Origin of the sequence: Shuttleworthella satelles DSM 14600 (assembly GCF_000160115.1) — a bacterium.
In the GTDB taxonomy this organism is placed as follows: domain Bacteria; phylum Bacillota; class Clostridia; order Lachnospirales; family Lachnospiraceae; genus Shuttleworthia; species Shuttleworthia satelles.
This window is the reverse complement of sequence record NZ_GG665866.1, coordinates 630,590-652,651: the sequence shown is the minus strand read 5'-3', so window position 1 is coordinate 652,651 and position 22,062 is coordinate 630,590. Positions and strand designations below refer to the sequence as shown.

The 22,062-nt window shown below is 49.3% G+C and carries 14 protein-coding genes and 2 pseudogenes; 10 read left to right on the top strand and 6 right to left on the bottom strand.

Features of this window, described 5'->3' with window-relative positions:
* Window positions 1-153 precede the first annotated feature (153 nt).
* From GCWU000342_RS02935 to GCWU000342_RS02925, 3 genes and pseudogenes are all read left to right on the top strand, one after another.
* Window positions 154-393 (top strand): glutaredoxin family protein, encoded by a 240-nt coding sequence (locus GCWU000342_RS02935; RefSeq protein ID WP_006905748.1) that lies wholly within the window; start codon window positions 154-156, stop codon window positions 391-393.
* A 662-nt stretch (window positions 394-1,055) separates the two neighbouring features.
* Window positions 1,056-3,343 (top strand): annotated as a pseudogene (gene lon, locus GCWU000342_RS02930) (endopeptidase La).
* A 332-nt stretch (window positions 3,344-3,675) separates the two neighbouring features.
* On the top strand, window positions 3,676-5,274 hold the full coding sequence (locus GCWU000342_RS02925) for a DUF438 domain-containing protein (RefSeq protein ID WP_045000201.1): 1,599 nt from the start codon (window positions 3,676-3,678) through the stop codon (window positions 5,272-5,274).
* A 9-nt stretch (window positions 5,275-5,283) separates the two neighbouring features.
* Here the strand turns inward: GCWU000342_RS02925 and GCWU000342_RS02920 are convergent, their stop codons facing one another.
* Window positions 5,284-6,153: a LysR family transcriptional regulator gene (locus GCWU000342_RS02920; RefSeq protein ID WP_006905742.1), complete on the bottom strand. Its 870-nt coding sequence runs from the start codon at window positions 6,151-6,153 to the stop codon at window positions 5,284-5,286.
* Between the two features lie 252 nt (window positions 6,154-6,405).
* On the opposite strand from GCWU000342_RS02920, the gene GCWU000342_RS02915 reads away from it, so the two are divergent.
* From GCWU000342_RS02915 to GCWU000342_RS02885, 7 genes are all read left to right on the top strand, one after another.
* Window positions 6,406-7,677 carry an SLC13 family permease gene (locus tag GCWU000342_RS02915; RefSeq protein WP_006905741.1) on the top strand — a complete coding sequence of 424 codons (1,272 nt, stop codon included), beginning with the start codon at window positions 6,406-6,408 and terminating at the stop codon, window positions 7,675-7,677.
* Between the two features lie 107 nt (window positions 7,678-7,784).
* Window positions 7,785-8,693 (top strand): L(+)-tartrate dehydratase subunit alpha, encoded by a 909-nt coding sequence (gene ttdA, locus GCWU000342_RS02910; protein WP_045000599.1) that lies wholly within the window; start codon window positions 7,785-7,787, stop codon window positions 8,691-8,693.
* Window positions 8,694-8,713: 20 nt separating this feature from the next.
* On the top strand, window positions 8,714-9,343 hold the full coding sequence (gene ttdB, locus GCWU000342_RS02905) for a L(+)-tartrate dehydratase subunit beta (RefSeq protein ID WP_045000199.1): 630 nt from the start codon (window positions 8,714-8,716) through the stop codon (window positions 9,341-9,343).
* Between the two features lie 225 nt (window positions 9,344-9,568).
* The gene (locus tag GCWU000342_RS02900; protein ID WP_045000197.1) at window positions 9,569-10,300 is read left to right on the top strand and encodes an HAD family hydrolase; all 732 of its coding nucleotides are present in this window, start codon (window positions 9,569-9,571) and stop codon (window positions 10,298-10,300) included.
* An 88-nt stretch (window positions 10,301-10,388) separates the two neighbouring features.
* Window positions 10,389-11,522 carry a tryptophan--tRNA ligase gene (gene trpS / locus GCWU000342_RS02895; protein WP_006905736.1) on the top strand — a complete coding sequence of 378 codons (1,134 nt, stop codon included), beginning with the start codon at window positions 10,389-10,391 and terminating at the stop codon, window positions 11,520-11,522.
* A gap of 156 nt (window positions 11,523-11,678) precedes the next feature.
* Window positions 11,679-13,190, top strand: coding sequence for a Y-family DNA polymerase (locus tag GCWU000342_RS02890; protein WP_045000195.1), 1,512 nt, complete (start codon window positions 11,679-11,681; stop codon window positions 13,188-13,190).
* Window positions 13,191-13,341: 151 nt separating this feature from the next.
* Window positions 13,342-13,860, top strand: a complete 519-nt coding sequence (locus GCWU000342_RS02885) for a hypothetical protein (RefSeq protein WP_156784474.1) — start codon at window positions 13,342-13,344, stop codon at window positions 13,858-13,860.
* Window positions 13,861-14,053: 193 nt separating this feature from the next.
* On the opposite strand, the pseudogene GCWU000342_RS02880 reads toward GCWU000342_RS02885, so the two are convergent.
* From GCWU000342_RS02880 to GCWU000342_RS02855, 5 genes and pseudogenes are all read right to left on the bottom strand, one after another.
* Window positions 14,054-15,258, bottom strand: a pseudogene (locus GCWU000342_RS02880) (IS256 family transposase).
* A gap of 116 nt (window positions 15,259-15,374) precedes the next feature.
* The gene (locus tag GCWU000342_RS02875; RefSeq protein WP_242649966.1) at window positions 15,375-17,312 is read right to left on the bottom strand and encodes an ABC transporter ATP-binding protein; all 1,938 of its coding nucleotides are present in this window, start codon (window positions 17,310-17,312) and stop codon (window positions 15,375-15,377) included.
* A complete protein-coding gene (locus GCWU000342_RS02870; protein ID WP_006905730.1) occupies window positions 17,224-19,053 on the bottom strand; it encodes an ABC transporter ATP-binding protein in 1,830 nt (609 codons plus the stop codon). Before GCWU000342_RS02870 ends, GCWU000342_RS02875 begins: the two co-directional genes overlap by 89 nt.
* A 232-nt stretch (window positions 19,054-19,285) precedes the next feature.
* Window positions 19,286-20,734 carry an IS5 family transposase gene (locus GCWU000342_RS02860; protein WP_006905728.1) on the bottom strand — a complete coding sequence of 483 codons (1,449 nt, stop codon included), beginning with the start codon at window positions 20,732-20,734 and terminating at the stop codon, window positions 19,286-19,288.
* A gap of 220 nt (window positions 20,735-20,954) precedes the next feature.
* A complete protein-coding gene (locus GCWU000342_RS02855; RefSeq protein ID WP_006905726.1) occupies window positions 20,955-21,857 on the bottom strand; it encodes a hypothetical protein in 903 nt (300 codons plus the stop codon).
* Window positions 21,858-22,062: the final 205 nt, after the last annotated feature.

Genomic DNA, 22,062 nt, shown 5'->3' with positions numbered 1-22,062 from the left:
TGTTTCCCAGACACTGCCGGAAGGAGAGCGGATGTCATTTTTCAGGACGTCGCAAAAAAGCGGTCACAGGTATGCGCGGTGTGTTCTGTGACGAGGAGAGGGCGTGTACTTTATGCGCTGGCATGAAGTATTGTTCGCCGGAAAGGAGTCCCCATGAAATTAGAATTATTTGGTTTTGAGACCTGTCCCTTCTGCAAGGTTGTCCGCGCAGAGATTGCCGCCCAGGGACGCACCGATGTCACAGAGTATGATATCTATAAGGATGACGAGGCCTACAATCGCCTGATTACTGTTGGCGGTAAGGAGCAGTGCCCCTGTCTCTTTGTTGATGACAAACCCCTCTATGAGAGCGCTGAGATCATCAGGTTCTTGAAGGAGCATCCTCAGGCCTGAATTCAAACCGGCTTATGTATCCAAATCGAATTGTAGAATAAAGGGTTTATGCCAAATCGAATGATTGAATAAAGAGTGTTGACAAATCCCCCTTCTCGCCATCCGCGAGGAGGGGGATTTGCTATATCAGTCTTAGCTCAGGCGTACAGGACAAAAACCATCCGCGAGCTCTTTCGTCCAGCCCTTGCCAGGTGGAAGGAAGCTGCAGGAGGAGAGGATGCAGGCAGCTGCGAGGAGCAAGGGGAGAAGTTTCTTCATAGAGCATCACCTCCAAAGGGAAAGTTCAGTTTTTATACAAAACAGACATACTGTCTATTAACTTAAAGATTAATAAGAGACAATATCTCACACTTTTATAATAAATAAATCGAAGTTACTATTCAATTATAGAAAACAGAGAAAAAACATAAGGGTATAAACTGATAAAAGAGATTTATTGTTCAAAATTACTAAATTTCGAATTGAACAAGTCATTTTGCAGAAAAGTAGGACTCGAGACAAAGAGCGCTCTTGACTTGTTTTTTCCAAGGGCGTATGATGGAGCAATAAATTAGCAACAGAACAGACAGAGTGCTAATTACATTTTGAACAATAAAATCAAACGGCCTCACATATCAGTCTCTGACGAAGAGTATCGGATCTGTGAGAGATAGGAGAATAGAATGACAGTTGTTCCAGTATATAATATCGTCCTGGTGCCGGATGCCAACATGTACCTGCGCACCGAGACCTATCAGAATATGACCGGCAAATCTCCTAAGATCGGGGAGCGGGTGATGATGATCGCCCTGAGGGAGAGAAAGACCCGGGACCAGTTTGCGGAGGATTCCTTCTACCCTATCGGGGTGACCGGAGAGGTGATTGAGCACAGCCCGGAGAACGGTTTTCTGGTGATCCACACCGGCGAGCGCCGCAATCTGGACCAGGTGACCGTCTACAGCGATCACAGCATTGAACTGGGGGTCAGTAGGCGGGAAGCGATCGATGATCTTGATCCGGAGCTGGAGAAGGAACATCTGATGAAGCTCAAGCAGGAGATGATTCGCGCCGCGGCCGGCCAGCCCTGGGAGAGCGGAATCCGCACCTATCTGGCGCAGATCAATAGTATGAATGAGGCCATCGCCATGATGAGCCCCTGGATTATGGAGGGGGCTAAGGAGCGCTATGAGCTCCTGGCAGCCGACTCCAACCGGGAACGCATGGAGCTGGCGGAGAAGATCGCCTACCAGAATGTGGAGATGAACCGGATCAACACCGAGGCGAAAAATGCCCAGGAGGAGGACTATCAGAAGCTTTACCGGGAGCAGGCCATCAAGAAGCAGATCGACTATCTGCAGAAGGAGCTGGATCAGATGCACCCGGACAGTGTGTCTGATCTTCGCCGCCTGGAGCTTGCCATTGATCGGTCCGGAATGCAGGGAGATGCCCAAAAGGAGGCGAAAAAGGTCTTAAATCGCCTGAAGCAGGAGGGACAGAACTCTCAGGAATCCGGTATGCTCTATGATTACCTGGATTTTGTTACTTCGCTCTCGTGGAAGAGGGAGAAGGCGGCTGACATTGACCTGAACAAGGCGAGAAGGATTCTGGACGAGGATCACTATGGCCTAAAGAAGGTCAAGGAGCGTATCATCCAGCAGATCGCGGTCATGAACCTAAAGAAGCAGCAGGCCGGTTCGATCCTTCTCTTTGTCGGCGCTCCCGGGACCGGTAAGACCTCCATCGGCAAATCGATCGCCAGGGCGCTGGATCGGGAATATGTGCGTGTCTCTCTGGGAGGGGTTCGCGATGAGGCGGATATCCGCGGTCACAGGAGAACTTATCTGGGAGCCATGCCGGGCCGCATTATGGACGGGATCAGCAAGTCCGGCGTCTCCAATCCGGTCATGGTCTTAGATGAGATTGACAAGCTGGGCCAGTCCTACAACGGAGACCCCGCCAGCGCTCTTTTGGAGGTGCTGGATCCGGAGCAGAACAATACCTTCACCGACCATTACATGAATGTCCCCTATGACCTGTCGGACGTCTTCTTCATCTGCACAGCCAACTCCCTTGATACGATTCCGGGTCCCCTCTTAAACCGCATGGAAGTGATCTCTTTTCAGGGCTATACGCCCATCGAGAAGTACGCGATTGCCAGAGAGCATCTCTTCGCCAAGAGCCTGGATAAGGTGGGACTGAGCTGCGACCAGATTTCGATCAGTGACGATGCCATCCATGCTCTGATTGAGGACTATACCAGAGAGGGGGCGTCCGCGGTCTCAAGAAGCATATGGATACCATATGCCGGGCGGCGGCGGTCAGGCATCTGGAGGAGCCGGATCAGCTGGTTGAGGTGACGGGAGAGAATCTGCCTGATTTTCTGGACATGAACCCCATGATTCATAACAGGGTCAGGGATTCGGCCAATCCAGGCGTTATTACAGGCCTGGCCTGGACACCGGTGGGCGGAACCATTCTCTACATTGAGACCATGTTTACCAAGGGCAGCGGCAAGGTACAGGTGACCGGGCAGCTTGGGGACGTTATGAAGGAGTCCGCCCAGATCGCCGTCAGCCTGGTCAAAAACCTCTATCCCAAGCAGTCCAGGCTCTTTGAGGAAAATGATCTTCACATTCATGTTCCCGACGGAGCGACGCCAAAGGATGGTCCCTCCGCAGGTATTACCCTGGTGACGGCCCTGTCTTCTCTTTTGACCGGAAGATCAGTCTCTCCCCACTATGCTATGACAGGGGAGGTATCTCTGCAGGGGAATGTCAATCCGATCGGAGGACTGCCGGAGAAGCTGATGGCAGCCCAAAGGGCGGGTGTGGAAACGGTCTTTATCCCCAGGGATAATGAGCAGGACCTGCGTGATGTGGCCGATGAGGTCAAAGACCAGCTTCAGATCATTCCTGTGGAGAAGATCTCGGATGTGCTCAGACAGCTGGATCTGCTCGTGGAATCCGCTTGACTGATATGATCTTTCACAGGGGATTTATCGTTATAAAGAGACAGGAAAGCATGTGTTAAGCATGCTTTTTCCTGTCATGAATCAGAATGCTGCGGCAGGGCGGATGCGCTCGGGCCGCGGCATTTTTACGGATATGGAGTGCCATGGAGGGCATATGCTACGGTTTGCGATAGTGGAATCCGCTTGGATCATGTAGGATGGAGCAAATAGTTGTATAAAAATTATAATCGTTGGAGTTACAACAGAAATAGAAAATCTGCCAGGCTATGATTGGACCGTCAACAGAAAGTAACCACGAACGAATCAAGAGAGAAGAGCCGGGAGGTGTGCATATGGTTCGCGTATTGGATTTCAACAAGAAGGTGGCTGATCTGGCAAAAGAGGATCCGGATTTTATTGAGATCATGGCAGATTTAGGCTTTAAGGAGATCACCTCTCCGACGGCCCTAAAGCTGATGGGGAAGGTGATGACGGTGCCCAAGGGGGCGGCAGTCAAGGGGATTCCCCTGGAGCGGATTGTAAACCGCTTTGAAGAGGCCGGATTTCGTGTGATCGGCCTGCCGGAGACTTTCTCGAGAGAGCGGGAAAAGGGGAAAGAGTCAGCCAGCCAAAAAGCCGCGGATCCCGGGGACAAGCGTCGCGGGGATCAGGTCTCAGAGGAAGCGCAGACTGTGTCCGGTCCGGCCGCCGACGGGAAGATGCCCGAAGAGCGGAAAGAAGAGGAGAGGGTCAGCCTCCTCAAGGACTATATCAGTCGTGTGGGACAGGGAGAGGATCTGGAGTCAGTCCGCAGAGATTTCATCCGGAATTTTGAGTCCGTCTCTGTCCACGAGATCGCGGAGGCGGAGCAGTCACTGATCAGTGACGGGATGGATCCCAGAGAGGTACAGAAGCTCTGTGATCTCCACTCCGCCCTCTTCCACGGCAAGACCGAGGCGGAGGTCTGGGCGGAAGAGGAGGCTAAGAGCGCTGAGGCCGGACATGAAATCCCTCAGGGACATCCGGTGGACTACTTCCACAGGGAGAACGCCGCCCTGGAGAAGAAGCTCAAGAGGGCCAGGCTGGATCTGGGCTTCGGGACAGATTTAAAGAAGATCCAGGAGGAGCTGGCCGACTTAAAGCGGGTGCGCGTCCTCTATGGCAAAAAGGAAGAATCCATCATGCCCCCCCTGGAGCGATACGGGATTTCCGGCCCCAGCAACGTCATGTGGGGAGTGGACGATGAGATCAAGGCGGAGCTGGGGCGTCTGTCTTCCTCTCTTGCCTCCGCTCTGGAAAATGACCGCGTCCAGGCCATGTTTGATGCCGTCAAAGAGGACATTGCCGCTGTCTACCAGCGCATGGAGGAGATGATCTACAAGGAGGAGAAGATCCTTCTGCCCATGGCTATGGAGCACTTCACCCGGGAGGAGTGGCTTCTGGTCTATGAAGATCTCTTTGAAATGGGTCCGGTTTTCATTGATTCCATCCCCCACTGGGAGGAGGGAGACAGGCTCCTGGAGGAGAAGAGAGCCGCTGCCAGAGCCTCGATTGACTCTGAGGGCATGATTATGTTCGAGCAGGGAAAGATGTCTCTCGCTCAGCTGCAGGCCATGTTTGACCTGCTTCCCATTGACATCACCTTCATCGACGCCGATGATGTTAATCAGTTCTTCTCGAACCAGGGCAAGGTTTTTGCCAGACCCAGGTCCGCTCTGGGTCGCAAGGTCTATGACTGCCATCCGGTCCGCATCCGTCCCGTTGTCGAGCAGCTGATCAGTGAGTTCAAGGAGGGAAGCAGAGACTCCTATGAGCGCTGGATTCCAAACCCCCTCAAGCCGGTCAAGATCCAGTACCTGGCAGTCCGTGACCGGGAGGGAAAATTCCTGGGGACCCTGGAGCTTGTTCAGGATTTTAGCAAGATCAAGAAGGAGCTCAGGCATTTTCGCTGAGCAGGCGGACTAGAGCTGATATGTTTTCGCGAATTCAATAAAACGGGTCACGCTGTCTCTCACATAGACCCCTTTTTTCCATATGATTCCTATCCTGCTTGTGATTTCAGGCTCGATAGGAATTTTTATGATGTCGTCACAGGAGAGGGGGACAGAGGAGTAGAAGAAGGCCCCGGCAATGTCTTCCAGGATGTATTTTCTGGCAGTGCTGATCTGACTGCTGTACATGATGATATTGGGGGTTATCTCCGCGGCGTGAAAGCGGGACATGATCGTGCGGTTTTGTACGGAGTCGGTATTGAAGAGAATGCTGGGCTGGTCCGCCAACATTTCAAAAGTAATCGAGTCTCTTTTGGCCAGAGGATTTGTTTTGGAGACGCAGTATACATGACTGTCCGTCTTCATGACCTGGTAATGAAATTTGTCCACGTTATAGAAATCGAGATTGGCGATGGCGAGGTCTAATTCCTCGCTCTCAACCATTTTGCAGGCACGGACCGAACCGTATTCGAAGAGCTGCAGGGGAATGTGAGTCTTCTCCTGAAAGGCAAGCATGATCTCTGGGAAAAAGACCGTACTCAGGATTGGCGGAATCCCCAGCCGGATGGATTCATTTCCTCTTGCGGTCAGAGAAAACTCAGAATAGAGGTCCTGACTGTAGTGCAGGAGCTGGTCGGCCTTTTTGTAGAAGGCCTCGCCCTCGGGAGTGAGAGCGAGCTGATTTTTTCCGTGGTTAAAGAGACGGATATGAAATTCGTTTTCCAGATTTCGGATCGCGACAGAAATGGTCGGCTGGGAGACGTAGAGCTCATTTGCGGCTCTGGTGATACTGTGATAACGGCACACAGCGCAGAAATATTCCAGTTGATTTAAGGTCATGGCAGGGCTCCTGTTCTCCGGTATAGGAAAGCGCTTGTCTTGGCCCGGATTGCGCAAGTGGCAGCTGGGTCTTACAGACAGTATAGCCTGTTTTTTATGAGGTGTGCACAAATTTCACGCTCTGTTTTTGACAACATTAAATTTCTTTATACCAGGCTCATTTTAAGCAAATATACAAAAGAATACACGCGGCTTAAGATGGGACCATCAAAGAGCTTTTGAGGCATCAAACAGGTTTCAGGGAGGGGATCTATGAGTCCAGCAGTTATTACGCTACTTTTTTTGGCCTTTGCGATCATCATGTTTGTCACAGAGGTCATCCCGCTCGGGCTGACGTCGATGATCGTATGCATCGGCCTTACGGTGACGGGCGTCCTCGATGTAAAAACCGCTTTTTCGGGTTTTATCGACAGCAACGTGATTTTGTTTGTGGCGATGTTTATTGTCGGAGGCGCTCTGTTCGAGACGGGAATGGCAAATGCCATCGGAGGGGTGGTCACAAAGTTCGCCAGGACAGAGAGAAGCTTGATCGTCGCAATTATGGTGATTGTCGGCCTGATGAGCGGTTTTCTCTCCAATACAGGAACAGCCGCCATTCTGATACCGGTCGTGATCGGAATTGCCGCGAAATCCGGCTTTAAGAGGTCTAGGCTTCTGATGCCCTTGGTCTTTGCGGCGGCCATGGGAGGCAATCTTTCTCTGATCGGGGCGCCGGGGAATATGATCGCCCAGAGCGTTCTCGAGAAATCGCTGGGCACGAAATTCGGCTTTTTCGAGTACGCGATCGCGGGGATTCCGATTCTTGCGGCGGGAATTATCTTCTATGCGACCATCGGTTACAAGCTCCTGCCGAATCACGATGTGACGGATGAGGGGTCGCTGTTTGATGACAAGAGGGATTTTGACCATGTCCCCAAGTGGAAGAAGGTCCTGTCTCTGGTCATTTTGCTCGCGACCTTGCTCGGAATGATATTTGAGGATCAGATTGGGATCAAGCTCTGTATTACGGGCTGCATCGGGGCGATTCTTCTGATGGTAACGAGAGTGATTTCCGAGAAGGACGCATTGAAATCCATTGATCTGAAGACGATTTTCCTCTTCGGCGGCACCCTGTCCCTTGCGTCCGCCCTTCAGAAAAGCGGAGCCGGCGAGATGCTGGCGGACCGTGTGATCGGCCTTTTGGGATCCAATCCCTCGCCCTATCTGCTCACCTTTGTCGTCTTCATCATCTGCTGCGCGCTGACCAATTTTATGTCCAATACGGCCACAACTGCCCTGATGGCTCCGATTTGTCTCTCCATCGCCCAGGGGATGGGGGCGGATCCGAAGGCCGTACTGATGGCGTGCGTCATCGGCGGTTCCTGCGCGTACGCGACGCCGATCGGAATGCCGGCGAATACGATGGTCCTAGGCGCGGGTGGATATCGCTTTAACGATTATGTGAAGGCAGGACTTCCGCTGATTGCGATTGCGACGGTGGTCAGCATGATCATTCTTCCGATCGCCTTCCCCTTCTTCCCATGAGAAGGGCCGCAAAGACGGATCGCGGTTGACAACAGGATGACCTTATGGATGACATGCGGAAGACGGTTCATGGCATCCGAGTGATTTTCAATACAGAGGAGGAAAAAATGTCGAATGAATTACAGGTTAGAAAATTGACTGATATCATGGCGCAGTTTGTGGGCTTCACCGCCAAGAAATTGCCGGATGATGTGATCGGCAAGCTTGAGGAGCTTCGGGACAAGGAAGACAGTCCGATGGCAAGGGTGATTTACGACACCATGTTTCGGAATCAGGAGCTCGCGGTGGCTTTAGACAGGCCATCCTGCCAGGACACGGGCGTCCTTCAGTTCTGGGTGAAATGCGGAAGCAAGTTCCCTCTGATCGACGAGCTGGAAGGGCTTTTGAAGCAGGCCGTCATCCAGGCGACGGTCAATACCCCCCTTCGTCATAACTCCGTAGAGACCTTTGACGAGTATAATACCGGGAAAAATGTAGGAAAGGGGACGCCGACCGTGTGGTGGGACATTGTACCCTATTCTGATCAGTGCGAAATATACACCTATATGGCGGGGGGCGGCTGTACGCTCCCGGGAAACGCGACGGTTCTGATGCCCGGAGAGGGATACGAGGGCGTCACCAGATTCGTTCTTGACCGGATGACCTCCTATGGTCTGAATGCCTGCCCGCCGCTTTTGGTCGGCGTTGGCGTTGCGACATCTGTCGAGACGGCGGCGATGAACTCCAAGAAGGCCCTGATGCGCCCGATCGGCACCCACAATGATAACGCGAACGCAGCCAAGATGGAGAGACTTCTGGAAGACGGCATTAACGCGATCGGCCTCGGACCCCAGGGAATGGGAGGCAATTATTCTGTGATGGGTGTGAACATTGAAAATACAGCCCGTCATCCGTCCGCGATCGGAGTGGCCGTCAATGTGGGATGCTGGAGCCACAGGAGAGGTCACATTGTCTTTGACAGGGATCTGAATTTCTCAATTGATACGCATACGGGATTTGAATACAGAGAGAATTGATCAGAAAGGAGAACAGGATCATGGCTGTTGAAATAAGAGATGGGAAAAAGATTCTTCGGACTCCGGTCAGCGCGGAGGACCTGAAGGACATTCATATCGGCGATATCATTTATCTCACAGGCGATCTCACGACCTGCAGGGATGTGGCTCACCGCCGTGTCGTAGAAGAGGGAAGAGAGATTCCGGTAGATGTCCGGGACGCCGCGATTCTTCATGCCGGACCTATCATTCGTCCCCTGGACGAAGACCATTACCAGATGGTATCGGTGGGACCGACGACTTCAATGCGGATGGAGAAGTTTGAGTATGAATTTGTAAAGAGGACCGGTGTTCGCGTCATTCTGGGAAAGGGAGGAATGAAAGAGAACACGCAGAGGGCCTGTGAGGAATTCGGAGCGATTCACTGTGTCTTTCCCGCGGGGAACGCGGTTGTCGCGGCGACGGAGGTTGAGGAAATCGTGGAGGCTCAGTGGAAGGATCTTGGCATGCCGGAGACGCTCTGGCACTGTCATGTCAAGGAGTTTGGCCCCCTGATTGTCTCCATTGATTCCTATGGAAGGAATTACTTTGAAGAGAAGAAGGTGGAGTATAACAGGAAGAAGGATGACCAGGTCGCCCTCATCAGCAAGCAGGTTGGCTTCATAAAGTGACGGGCAGGGGTTTGATTGTCGCCGACCTGTGAGCGGGAGAAAAGAGGCCCCTTTCGGGGATAGGAAAAGAGTCCATCAGCTGTGAAATACGAAGACAGCCATCACAAATCGCGCGCCTGCTTTTGCGCGCGGGAGAATATGATGGCTCCATTCGTTTTTTCACAGCTTCTTGCGTTATAATGGCAGGGATTCATTGCGATGCAGTCATGAATGAAGGGAGAGGCCATGCGAGATCGCGCCGTATTTTTCGACCTGGATGATACCCTGTATGATTTTGGCGTCTGTAATCAGGCGGCAGAAGAAGCCTCTGTGGCATATTTGCGGGAGCAGCTGGGCTATCAGGGGGACAGGAGAGCCTATCATAAGAGCATTTACCGCTATATGGACGCCATCCAGGAGCGTCTGGGCAGCGATAACCTGGCCTGCCATTCCAGGACCTTGCGCAACGCCATGTTTTTAGAGGAAGAGGGGTATTCCGCCAGTCCGCACGCCGGACGTCTGGAGGAGATCTACTGGGAGGTGACCTTCCGATATTTAGCGCCGGAGCCGGGGATCATTGGGCTTCTAAAGGAGCTGAAGAAGGCGGGCGTCTATGTGGGGATCGGGACGAATCTGACCGCCTTTCCCCAGTACCAGAAAATCGCCCGTCTGGGTCTGTCCGACCTGATCAGCCAGATCATTCCGTCGGAGCTGGCCGGCTTCGAGAAGCCGTCAGCAGGGTTTTTTGCCTACTGTGCCAGGGAGGCGGATGTGGATCCCAGGGACTGCGTCTTCATTGGGGACAATTTCCTTCACGATGTGACGGGATCCCGGGCTCTTGGAATGAAGGGAGTTCTCTATGCACCGGATCGCAGGCGCATGTCAGAGGAGGTGGCCGAGCAGGTAGTCAGAGAGCAGATTCCCGTTATCAGGGATTATCGGGATCCGATGGTCCTGGAGCTGCTGGAGATCTCCTGATACCATATCGGACTTGAGCACAGATTTCTCTGGCGGAGATGGAAAGAAAATGTTAGTATATAGAACATAGATTCGATAGGAGAGAGCGATGTTAGCGAAAGACAGCGAGAAGAAAATCATCCTGACCGGGGACAGACCGACCGGGAAGCTTCACCTGGGTCACTATGTGGGATCTCTGCAGCGGAGGGTCGAGCTGCAGAATTCCGGCGCCTTTGATCAGATTTATATTCTGATCGCCGATGACCAGGCCCTGACAGACAACTGGGACAATCCCCAGAAGATCCGGGATAATATCATCGAGGTGACGCTGGATTATCTGTCCATTGGAATTGATCCGGACAAGTCCAATATCTGTGTGCAGTCCGGGATCCCCGCCCTGCACGCTTTGACCTTTTATTATATGAATCTGGTTACCACCCAGCGCCTGTCCAGGAATCCGACGGTCAAGGCGGAGATGGGGATGCGGGGTTTCTCCTCCGCGGAGGGGGAGAATGATAATGCCCAGGGCCTGCCGGTCGGTTTCTTTACCTACCCCGTCTCTCAGGCGGCGGATATCACTGCCTTTAAGGCGACGATGGTCCCGGTCGGAGAGGATCAGGAACCCATGATCGAGCAGACCAGAGAGATTGTCCGCCGCTTCAATCAGACCTATCAGAGGGATGTCCTGGTAGAGCCGGATATTCTTCTCCCGGAGACGGAGGCCCAGCGCCGCCTGCCCGGGATCGACGGCAAGGCCAAGATGTCCAAGTCCCTCGGTAACTGTATCTATCTGTCGGATGACGCGGGAACCGTCAAGAAGAAGATCATGAGCATGTACACCGATCCGGAGCATGTGAACATCGAGGATCCCGGTCACATTGAGGGCAACATGGTATTTACCTATCTGGACGCCTTCTGCCATGACGACCACTTTGCGGAGTATCTGCCCGACTATAAGAATCTGCAGGAGATGAAAGATCACTATGCCAGGGGCGGACTGGGAGACGTCAAGTGCAAGAAGTTCCTGATCAAGGTGATGGAGGAGCGCCTGGCTCCCATCCGCGCCGAGCGCGCCAGATGGGAAGCGGACATTCCCGCGGTCTATGACATCCTGGCCCGGGGCACGGCCAATGCAGTCGCATGCACCAATGAGACCCTGGCCCAGGTGAGGGACGCCATGCGGATCAATTACTTTGATGACAGGTCGATCATTCAGGACTGGGAGAAGTGGATTCGGCAGTGATTCATGACAATTGAATATGCGCGGAGCGCCTATTCAATTGTATGATAAGCGAACAAGAGGAAAAGAGAAGAAAGAGGGCGGCCGAAGGTCGCCCTCTTCTGATCCATGGATCATTGGCGGATAAGGTTGGCAGGAGTTGTTAAGAGGGGAAAAGAGATGTCAGAAGGACAGGAGCACACCTACATCGCGATCGACCTGAAAAGCTTCTATGCCTCTGTGGAGTGCTGGGAGCGGGGGCTGGATCCTCTGACGACGAATCTGGTGGTCGCAGATCTCTGCCGCAGCCAAAAGACCATCTGCCTCGCGGTTTCCCCCTCCCTCAAGGCCTGTGGCATTGCCGGCAGGGCCAGACTTTTTGAAGTGATACAGGCGGTAGAGCAGGTCAATGCGGCCAGACGCCACGCAATCGGCGGCAGAGCCTTCGAGGGGAGTTCCTGTCTGGCCCCGGAGCTCGCGGCCAATCCGGGACTGGAGCTGGATTATATTGTAGCCAGGCCGCAGATGAGACGGTATGAGGAGGTCTCTGCCGATATTTATCAGATTTATCTGAACTACCTGGCGGCGGAGGATATTCATGTCTATTCCATCGACGAGGTCTTTTTAGATGTGACCCATTATCTGAGGGCCTATGGGCTGACGGCGCATCAGCTGGCGACGAAAATCATCCGGAATGTTCTTGCCAAGACGGGAATTACGGCGACGGCAGGCATTGCTCCTAACATGTATCTCTGCAAGGTGGCTATGGACATTGTGGCCAAGCACGTGCCCGCGGATGGGGACGGGGTTCGGGTCGCCGAATTGGATGAGCTCAGTTACCGGCGCATGCTCTGGAATCACACTCCTCTCACAGATTTCTGGAGGATTGGGAGGGGGACGGCGCGCAGGCTGGCCTCCATGGGCATTTACACCCAGGGAGACATCGCCCGCCTCTCCCTGTCTGATGAGGACGTATTATTTCGGGCTTTTGGCGTCAATGCGGAGTATCTGATCGACCATGCCTGGGGCAGGGAGCCGGTCACCATCGCGGATTACCGCGCCTATCATCCCAAGAGCAAGTCCCTGGGAATCGGGCAGATTCTCCAGGAGGCGACATCGAATGAAAGGGCCCGCGTTCTGCTGCGGGAGATGTGTGACAGTCTGGTCTTAGACCTGATCGACAGGAAATGCCTGACGGATCAGATAGTTCTGACGGTGGGCTATGACCGCAGCAATCTGGAGTCCTCCTTCATCAGAGACCGCTATCGGGGAGAGGTTCAGACGGATTTTTATGGGCGCAAGGTGCCCAAGTCCGCTCACGCTTCCAGCTGTCTGCCCCGCCATACGTCCTCTCAGCGCCTGATCAGTCGTTACCTCTTAGACCTGTATGATCAGATCACAGATCCCGGACTCTTGATACGCAGGCTGACTTTGGAGGCGGCCCACATCCTGCCGGAGGGGCAGGAGAGGCAGATGGAGTATGAGCAGCTGGAGCTTTTCGCGGGTATGGGAAGCGAAGAGGACAGGAGGGATACGGACAGGGAAGAGGAGGCAAGGGAAAAGAAAGCGCAGGAGGCGGTTCTCGCCTTAAAGAAGCGCTTTGGCAAGAATGCCGTTCTGCGGGGGACAGATCTGCAGGAAGGAGCTAACGCAAGAGAGCGCAATGCGCAGATCGGGGGACACCGGGCTTAAAGCACAGAGTCGGCCTCCTCCACGGATCCAACAGCAGATCCCAAACCCCGCCGGGCTGAAAGGACAAGGGCCAGTCAGGAGATGACAAGAGAAGGAACAGGGGATATAGGCCCAAAAATAAGAGCAAATTCCGACAAGAGAGGGGATGGAGATGGCAAGAGAAGGAGCAGGGGACAGTGGCCCAAAAATAAGAGCAAATTCCGGGAAGTCCCGCTGCCACACCGATGGGATTGATCCCCTGGAATCTGAGATGAGAGAAGATCAGATTGTCCTGGAGAAATATGGAGATATCATTCACACGGACTGGAAGGGGGTGCGCAGACATCCACATGCGGACTACAGAATCCGGGCGGCGCAATTCGCCCCCTTTTCCGCCCTGTCAGGCTATGATGATGAGCTTGCCAGGACAGCCCGTCCGGTAGAAGAGAGGACGGATCTGACAGAGAGTGCCCGTCTGGAGCTGGATCAGAAGCTTCGTATGATCCTGGAAAGCCCGGGACAGGAAGAGATAGAAATCGAATATTTCCAGGCAGATCCCTGTAAGAAGGGAGGGACATATCGGAAATACCGGGGGTATCTGAAGGAATTGGATTTGAATGAAAGAAGCCTCTGCATGGAGGATGGTCTGCGGATTTCCATGGGAGAAATTCGACGAGTAGAGATCTTATAATCGGTGAAAATCCGATTGGCGGCGAGCGTGTGAAAAGATTTCTGTAAATAAGATTTCCTGTGATAAGATTTATGCCTGACAGTCCGAAAAAGCAGTGCTATCGGCTATCAGATGGTTGCTTATTTTATAACGGATGCCAGTTGGCATGTCAACAGCGGGCGGACCTTTCCGCCCGTTTTTGCTGCTCTCAGCCTTACAGAGGAAGCCGGTCTTCGTACATGATCGACAACTCGCCGTACACCTGCCCCCAGTTCCGGATCGCCATGCTCCATTTTTTCGTGGCTTCGAAGGTGGCCAGGTATAAGGCTTTCAGAAGTGCCCGATCGCTCGGAAAGACGCTTCTCTGGCGGTTCAGCTTGCGGTATGTGGCGTTCAAACTCTCGATCGCGTTCGTCGTGTAGATGACGATCCTCACATTTGCGGAAAACTTGAAGATTGGAGTGATGACATCCCAGTCGCGTTCCCACCGTTTCATGGCGTTCGGATATTTCTCTGACCATTTCTCCGTGATCCTGTCCCGGTTAGCTCGGCCCTGCTCTTCGTTGGGCGCATTGTAGATTGTCTTGAGGTCGTTGGCGAAGGCTTTGCGGTCTTTGTCTGCCACGTATTTTAAGGTGTTCCGGACCTGGTGGACGATGCAGCGCTGGTATTCTGTCTTCGGGAAAGCCGCCTGAATCGCCTCCCGGATCCCGGTCAGCCCGTCAGCGCAGATGATCAGGATGTCCTTGACCCCGCGATTCTTAAGGCTGTTGAGAACGGCCAGCCAGTACTTGGCGCTCTCGTTATCGCCGACCTCGATTGTCAGGACCTCTTTCTTTCCTTCGCAGCTGATTCCAAGGATGACGTAAGCCGCCATCTTCCGAATGGCCCCATTGTCCCGGACGGAGTAGTGGATCGCGTCGATGTAGAGAACCGGATAGACGTCATCGAGAGGCCGGTTCTGCCAGTCCTCAATCTGGGGCAGGATCTTATCCGTTACGTCCGATATGAAACCCTCAGAGGTTTCAAACCCATAGATATCTATGAGTGTGTCGGAAATCTGGCGGGTGGTCATCCCCTTGGCATACATGGAGATAATTTTCTGGTCAATGTCAGAGATGTTTTTCTGTCGCTTTTTGACAACTTTGGGATCAAATGTGGACTTGCGGTCCTGTGGGACATCGATCCGCATAGAACCGTAGCTGGAGTTGACAGTTTTTTCTTTGTAGCCGTTGCGGTAGTCGTCGGAGTCGGAGCGCTCGGACTTCTCGTAGCCAAGATGGTGATCCATTTCGGCTTCCATCATCTCCTTAATAGTTCCGCCGAGCAGATCCTTGAGGGCATCCTGGATGTCCTCAAGGATTCGATGTCATACTCTTGGAGCAGTTGCTGGATGATCTGACGTTTCCCGTCGGTCATCACTACCTTGTGGATTGGTTGCTTTTCTTGCCATAGTAAAGGCCTCCTGTGGATTAGTGTATCACAGGAGACCCCGCATAGGATCATATGCTATTTACAGACTTTTTTTCATACTCTCATTCTTTCCTTAAGGATTTTTTATGTTTTGTATGGTAATACTTCGCTTGGGCGTTCCAAAGCTCATAGTACTTTCCTTCAACATCTAGGAGCAAATCATTATGTGCGCCCCTTTGTACAATCATACCTTTATCAAACACTGTCACAACATCACAGAATTTGCACGATGATAATCTATGACTTATATATATTGTAATTAAACTATTAGCGATATTATCAAAACTAGAATAAACTTCAGCCTCTGCAATAGGATCGAGTGCTGAAGTTGGTTCATCTAAAATCATCAGTGGAGCATTTTTATAAATAGCTCTTGCCAAAGCAATCTTCTGTGCTTCACCACCTGAAATCTCCACTCCGTTCTCAGAAAAATCTCTATACAGACATGTTTCAAGTCCTTCAGGCATGTTCTTTACCCTATCAGATATTCCTGCTTTTCTAATGCTTAGCTCGACCTTTTCAGGATCATAATCAATACCAGCTGCAACATTCTGCCCAATTCCAAATGAAAACAGTTGAAAATCTTGGAACACAACTGCCAAATATCTTAGATACTCTTTAAAGTCAAACTCATTAATGTTATACCCGTTAAGTAAAATTTCACCCTCGGTCGGTTCATATAACCTACACAATAGCTTGACAAATGTTGTCTTACCTGATCCATTCTGCCCTACAATGGCATATTTATTACCTTCATCAAATTTAGCGCTAACATTTTTTAAAACATATATATCACTTCCCGGATATTTAAAAGACACATTTCTAAACTCAATATGTAATTCTTTTTTTATTGGATTATTCATACTATCAAATAGCTTTGTTTTATGCTCTGCTACATCCTGTCCAGACATATCTAAAAACTCATATAACTTTTGAAGATGCTGACAATATATTTTGTTTTCAGCTAATGCGCTGGTTAAATTTCCGAAATTTTCAGTCATTTTCACCAATGTACCCACATACTGAACCATATTGCCAACTGGAAACGCGCCAAAATATGTTTTCAGAACAATAAAGAGGTAACAAAGGGCATTTATTACACCTGCTGAAAACGAACTAATGCCCTGATAATAGCTCATCTTTGTAATTAATCCATCTTCTCGCATGTTATGAATAATCATTTTATTGATTTCATTTTCTGCTATTTTATCTTGTCTATAAATTCTTACATCCTTAGCTCTCTGAAGATCCAGATCTAGATTCTGGCCATAAAAATCAAAAGCTCTATTGAACCATACCGAACCATCACTCCACTTGCTAAATATTACCTGTTCTTTCTTCTTTGACTTATCAAGAATATACCCCTCAATTACTATCAATAAAAAGACTACCAATATCCAGGCTGGAGAATTCAACCACTTAATGCTAGAATCAGCTAAAAAAAGAGAAATAGACAAAGCTGTTGACGCTAATATACTTACTATGACATTAATCATTCCTGGTGTGTCCCACACTAGCTGGGCAAGACCATTTCCAAACATAAATAAATTCTCTTCTGCCTTCTGCTTAAGATGTTGATATTCTACATTTTCCAGATCGACAAAATCCACACTCATCTGCTTATCACAAAAAATTTTTGAAAAACAGTCCCACATACTTGCCTCTTTCACTCCACTTATCCTATCCACAACATTTTTAATTATTGCAAATATAAAATTGGTTATAACTGCTAACAATACGTACATAAAAAGCTTATTAATGCTTTTATCATTAGCAATCACATTAATGATTTGTGCTGAAACCCAAATATTAATAAAAGGAGATATGGATTCTATAATTGAACCAATTATCTTAAAGCCAATTAGGCCTGGACAATATTTTCCAAGAATTCGATATCCACGGAATGTTATTTTATACCGTTGTTTTATTGTCATTTTCATATTTTTTTTCTTCCCTATAGTATTTTGCCTGAGTCTCAAACAAATCATAATATCTGCCATGTTTATTTAATAACTCATCATGGTTTCCCTCCTCAATAATTTTTCCATTCTCCAGAAGAATTATCCGGTCACAGAATCGAGTGGATGCCAATCTGTGTGAAATAAACAATGTTGTTTTATCCCTCATTACCTCGTTATAAATTTCGTACATATTCCGTTCTGCAATAGGATCCAATGCCGCGGTCGGTTCATCTAAAATTACAATTGGTGAATTTTTATAAAGAGCTCTTGCTAAAAGCAATTTTTGTTTTTCGCCTCCAGACAAATCTATTCCATCATCCCACATTGTCTTGTCATATTTAGTATTTACTCCTTCTCTTAAGCTGTTGACTTTGTCCATTAATCCAGCCTGTTCAAGGGATGTATTCAATCTGTCATAATCAACTTGATCTATCGTATCCTCAGCAACTATCTCACTAATTGTCACTGGCAAAATTGAAAACTGTTGGAAAACTGCACCAAATAATTTATATACTTCTTTTCGATTATATTTTTTTATATCAACACCATCATAAAGAACCCTTCCTTCAGTTGGATCGACAAGCCCGCAAATAAGTTTTACCAGAGTTGTCTTTCCTGCCCCATTTAATCCAACAACTGCGAGATGGCTCTCTGGATTAATAACAAGATTTATATCATTTAAAATATTCTCTGTTTCATTATTATATCTATAGCTTACATCCCTAAGCTCAATAGTATGTGGTATAGTAGGATTTTTTATATCTACATCACTATGATTACAATAACTTTCCGGATATTCCACAAAAGCTCTGAATCTGTTAATAGACATATTCAATCTATTCATTGTATTCACCTGTCCCAGAATACTATTGAGCAATACAGTAAATCCTGTTACCACATTAAAATACAAGACAAAATCTGCGACACTCATATTTTCATTTAATACTAGATACAACAGATATGAGTATGTAATGCTTTCACGAAGTAATGAAAACACACTGTCAGACGTAGATACTTTAAATAGTTTAGATGCGTATCTTTTGTACCATTTATTTAAGCCGTTAATATTCTTCTGATATACCTGATTAAGCCAATCAGCCATATGGTAAACTCTTATGTCTTTAGCGGCTTTTATATCACCAGCCATTCTCGTTATATACTGCATTTTCTGCTCATATCTTATTTTTTGTTCATTATTTTCTTCTTCCCATTTTATTATTTGTTTATTTAGGATGAAGCTTATGATTGTCGTTATAACCAAGAATACAATTAGTATTGGATTTAGTCCTATCAAAAGTCCCAAAAAGGTAATAAACCCAATTAAATTAGAAAAAAATTTAACAGTTGCATCATAAATTTGAGCATAATATGAAAAATTTCCACTGCAACTTACAAATCCTTCACTTTGAAGATTTCGAAAATGTTCATCCTCCTGATTGCAATAATCAGTTGTAAGTGATTTATGTGTAACTATTTTCAAAAAATAAGTATTCATTTTATACTTGTGCCAATATATTAGTCTGCCCAAAAATTTCTGTAATCCTGTTCCCAGAGCAATAACACCAGTAAAAGCTCCTGTACTGATCATCAAATGCCGTATTGTCTTTCCATTTGTTAATTCATCAATAACTACTTTCGGCAGAAAAGTTGTGACTACCGGAAGTAGTGCATTCAACACTATTACCAATATACAAAGTACAATTAGTCTGGGATAGTTATCAATCGTTGCTTTAATACAGTATTGTAGATTTTCTATTATTGAATACTTTTTATCTTTCACCTGAGTATATTTTCCTTCCTAAAAAAATCCTTAAGGAAAGAATCGAAGATGGTGCAAACGAAAAAGCAGATTTGAACTTCTAATATCTGCCCTTTGTTTGCATCAATTTCGATTTTTCCTAGTTGAACAAAGCGCGTCAGGTTGGCCGCTCTATATGGGCCTCCAATTCTTTCGCTCATTTGCCAATAAGTAGTGTATGCTCAGTAACTACTGATTTTTAATTGCATTGGCTCTATGCTGTTTTTAACACCAGGAAGCATATTTTCCCTGGTTCTGAACCTTGAAAAATCGATTTCAGAAATTCGTATAAAGAAAAGGCTGCCAGCCTGTCTATATTCATCGCAATGATAGACAGTACGATGGATGATCTGGTCGTTGTATCCAGTTTTGTGCGGATCAGACCCAGACTATAGCTCCGCTTGGCCAGACGGAATGCCCGCTCGACGCCTATGCGGTCTACAGCATCCGTGTATTCCTGCTTTTTTTCAATCTGTGTGTCCTTCTTTGGCCTGCCAAGGGCCGGTCCTGAAAGGCGGATTCCGTGGTCTCTGCAGAAGCTCAGGTTCTTTCTGTTCCGATAAATCTTATCTGCCAGGATACGTTCCGGATAGTGACCAGTGCGCTTTCTGTCATTCTCAACCGCCTGTGGCAGGACATCGCTTTCATTGTACGCATCGAATGACTGCTTTTCGATCCGGGCCATACCATCGTCATCAACACTCAGATCCAGCTTGGCTCCGAATTCGGTTGGTGCCTTGGCTTTGCCCCTGACGATTGGACGGATGTATGGCTGGCTGATGCTGACGATCCGGTCCGGCACGCTGTGGACATTGTTCTCATACATGTACTTCTGTTGTTCATAGACTGTCCGGATGACGGCCAGACGCGCGGCATGTTTCTCCGACAGCGTCATGCCTCTTTCCAGATATCCGTCAATGTATCCCAGGTCGCGCCGTATGTACTGCAGCTGCTTTTTGATCGCTTTCCGGATCAGTCTGGCCGTCCGCTTTCTGCGTTTTGCAAGAGACAGATAATCTTTCCTGGCGTTTCTGCGGTAAGTGCGGGGGCTGCTTTCATTGTATTCGTAACAGATCGTATCAATGATCTCTTCCAGGTTTTCTCTTGCTTCATTCATCAGGTTGATGTCCTGAGGAAACGCAATGTACTGGGGAGCGCATGTGGCATCAAGTACCAGTGTGCCGCTGTTTGGAGCCTCTTTATCGGAATCAGATTGGTGAGCAGAGTTATCGCCATCGCCTTTTGGGGTATGATCCTTCGGATGATTATAAGCAATGATCATCTCATTGATCTCTCCGAGGATCTCTTCTGTCAGCCGTTTTCTGAATTCAACCAGAAGAGAAGGCGCATACGGCTGCTCTTCCTGAAAACCGGGAAGCCCTACAAAGTACTGGTAATACGGATTCTCCATGATCTGCTCCACAAGTTCTCTGTCGGAGTAGCCGTACTGCTTTTGAATGATCAGAGATCCAAGCGCCATTCGCAGAGGTTTGGCGGGCATACCGGTTTGACTCGGAAACAGTTCGGCGTAGCGATCCTCGATATCATTCCACGGGATGGCTTCGGCTTTCCTGACCCACCGGTTATCGGGATTCATTTTCAGGCCGATGGGCTGGTTAAAATCAGCAAGGCCGAGTTGACGGAGTCGATCTTTTTTGTACACAGGCTTTACTCCAAAGTGCAAGGTTTTTGACCGGAACAGCAGGTTTTTCCTGCACTTCCATTATACTACAGAAGCCCTGCAGACCGGAGAGAAATGCCGTAAAATCAATGGTTTTCAAGGTTCATTACTGTTGTTGAGCAGACACTACATTATGGCGAGTGGAGATTTATGGCAAGCGAAGATTCTGGAAGGGAAAAAATCCATCTGATCCTGTCAATCCTTATCTCCCCACAAACTGCCGGATGATACTCAGAAGCAGACCTGCCGCTGCCAGTCCGCCCTCAGGCACAGCCCGTATGGAGAGGACAGTCAGGAAGCTGCGAAGTCCCATAGCCAGACCGGCGTGGATACCGGCCTGCATGAGGTTGGCCAGGTAGAGAGAAGCCGTGGGGGTCAGAATCAGAGCGATCAGCAGAATGGTAAAGGGGAAGGCGCCGCGCCCGCAGTCCAGGCGGGTTTTAACGCCATCAACCGTGAACCTTCTGCGGGAGAGGATCCACAGAGCCAGAAGAATCCCGATGATGGGGGTGATCAGGGTGGCGAGGCGGAAGACGTTAAGTCCTGTGGGAGAGTCCTTCAGTGTCTCTGAGACAGTCGAGATATTCTGCACAGCGGACAGGACAAAGAGAGCGACAATGCCAAGCATGGCGAGAACGGACAGGTACTGAAGGAAACGTCCGAATTTGCGAACTCCCTTGGAGGGAAGCTCCGCGGCGGTCAAGCCCTTTTCGGGGGGACGACCGTCTGAGAGATCCTCATTTGAGCTATCCTCCCTGCTTGCTCTGCCCTCGGGAAATGACTCGGCAATCTGTGAGACCGCCTCTGATACAGAGGTGTGCTTAGAGGGGGCGTCACGCCAGATGTCATGTGATTCCGGGTGATCCTCCAGCCACTCCTGAGCGAAGTCATCTCTGCTGTAAATGGTATTGCCGTGCTTGCGCATGTGGCTGACCATCTTGGACATGAGCTTGTCCAGATCCTGATCATCGTCATCGGGTGCTGCGGTCAGCACCTCAGTGATCTCATAGACATGGGGGGCTGTCTCATGAAAGTGAATTTCCGCCACAGAAATGCCGTCGTTATCAGCCCGAACAATTTTATTCTTACCAATCGCGTATAACATAGTTACCTCTGTATCATCTCCATCGTCTGAAATATCCAAAACATTATAACATGACGGCAGTTAAAACCATACGCTTTTCTCCCTCTGCGTTGATTGCCTTGTATCTCTTCTTGCCTTGACTGTGGTTGATGGTTACGGAAGAGGGAAAAGCATTTCCGGAATGGGGGACACTCTAAGGGGGATATAAAAGAGGAGAAAAGATTGC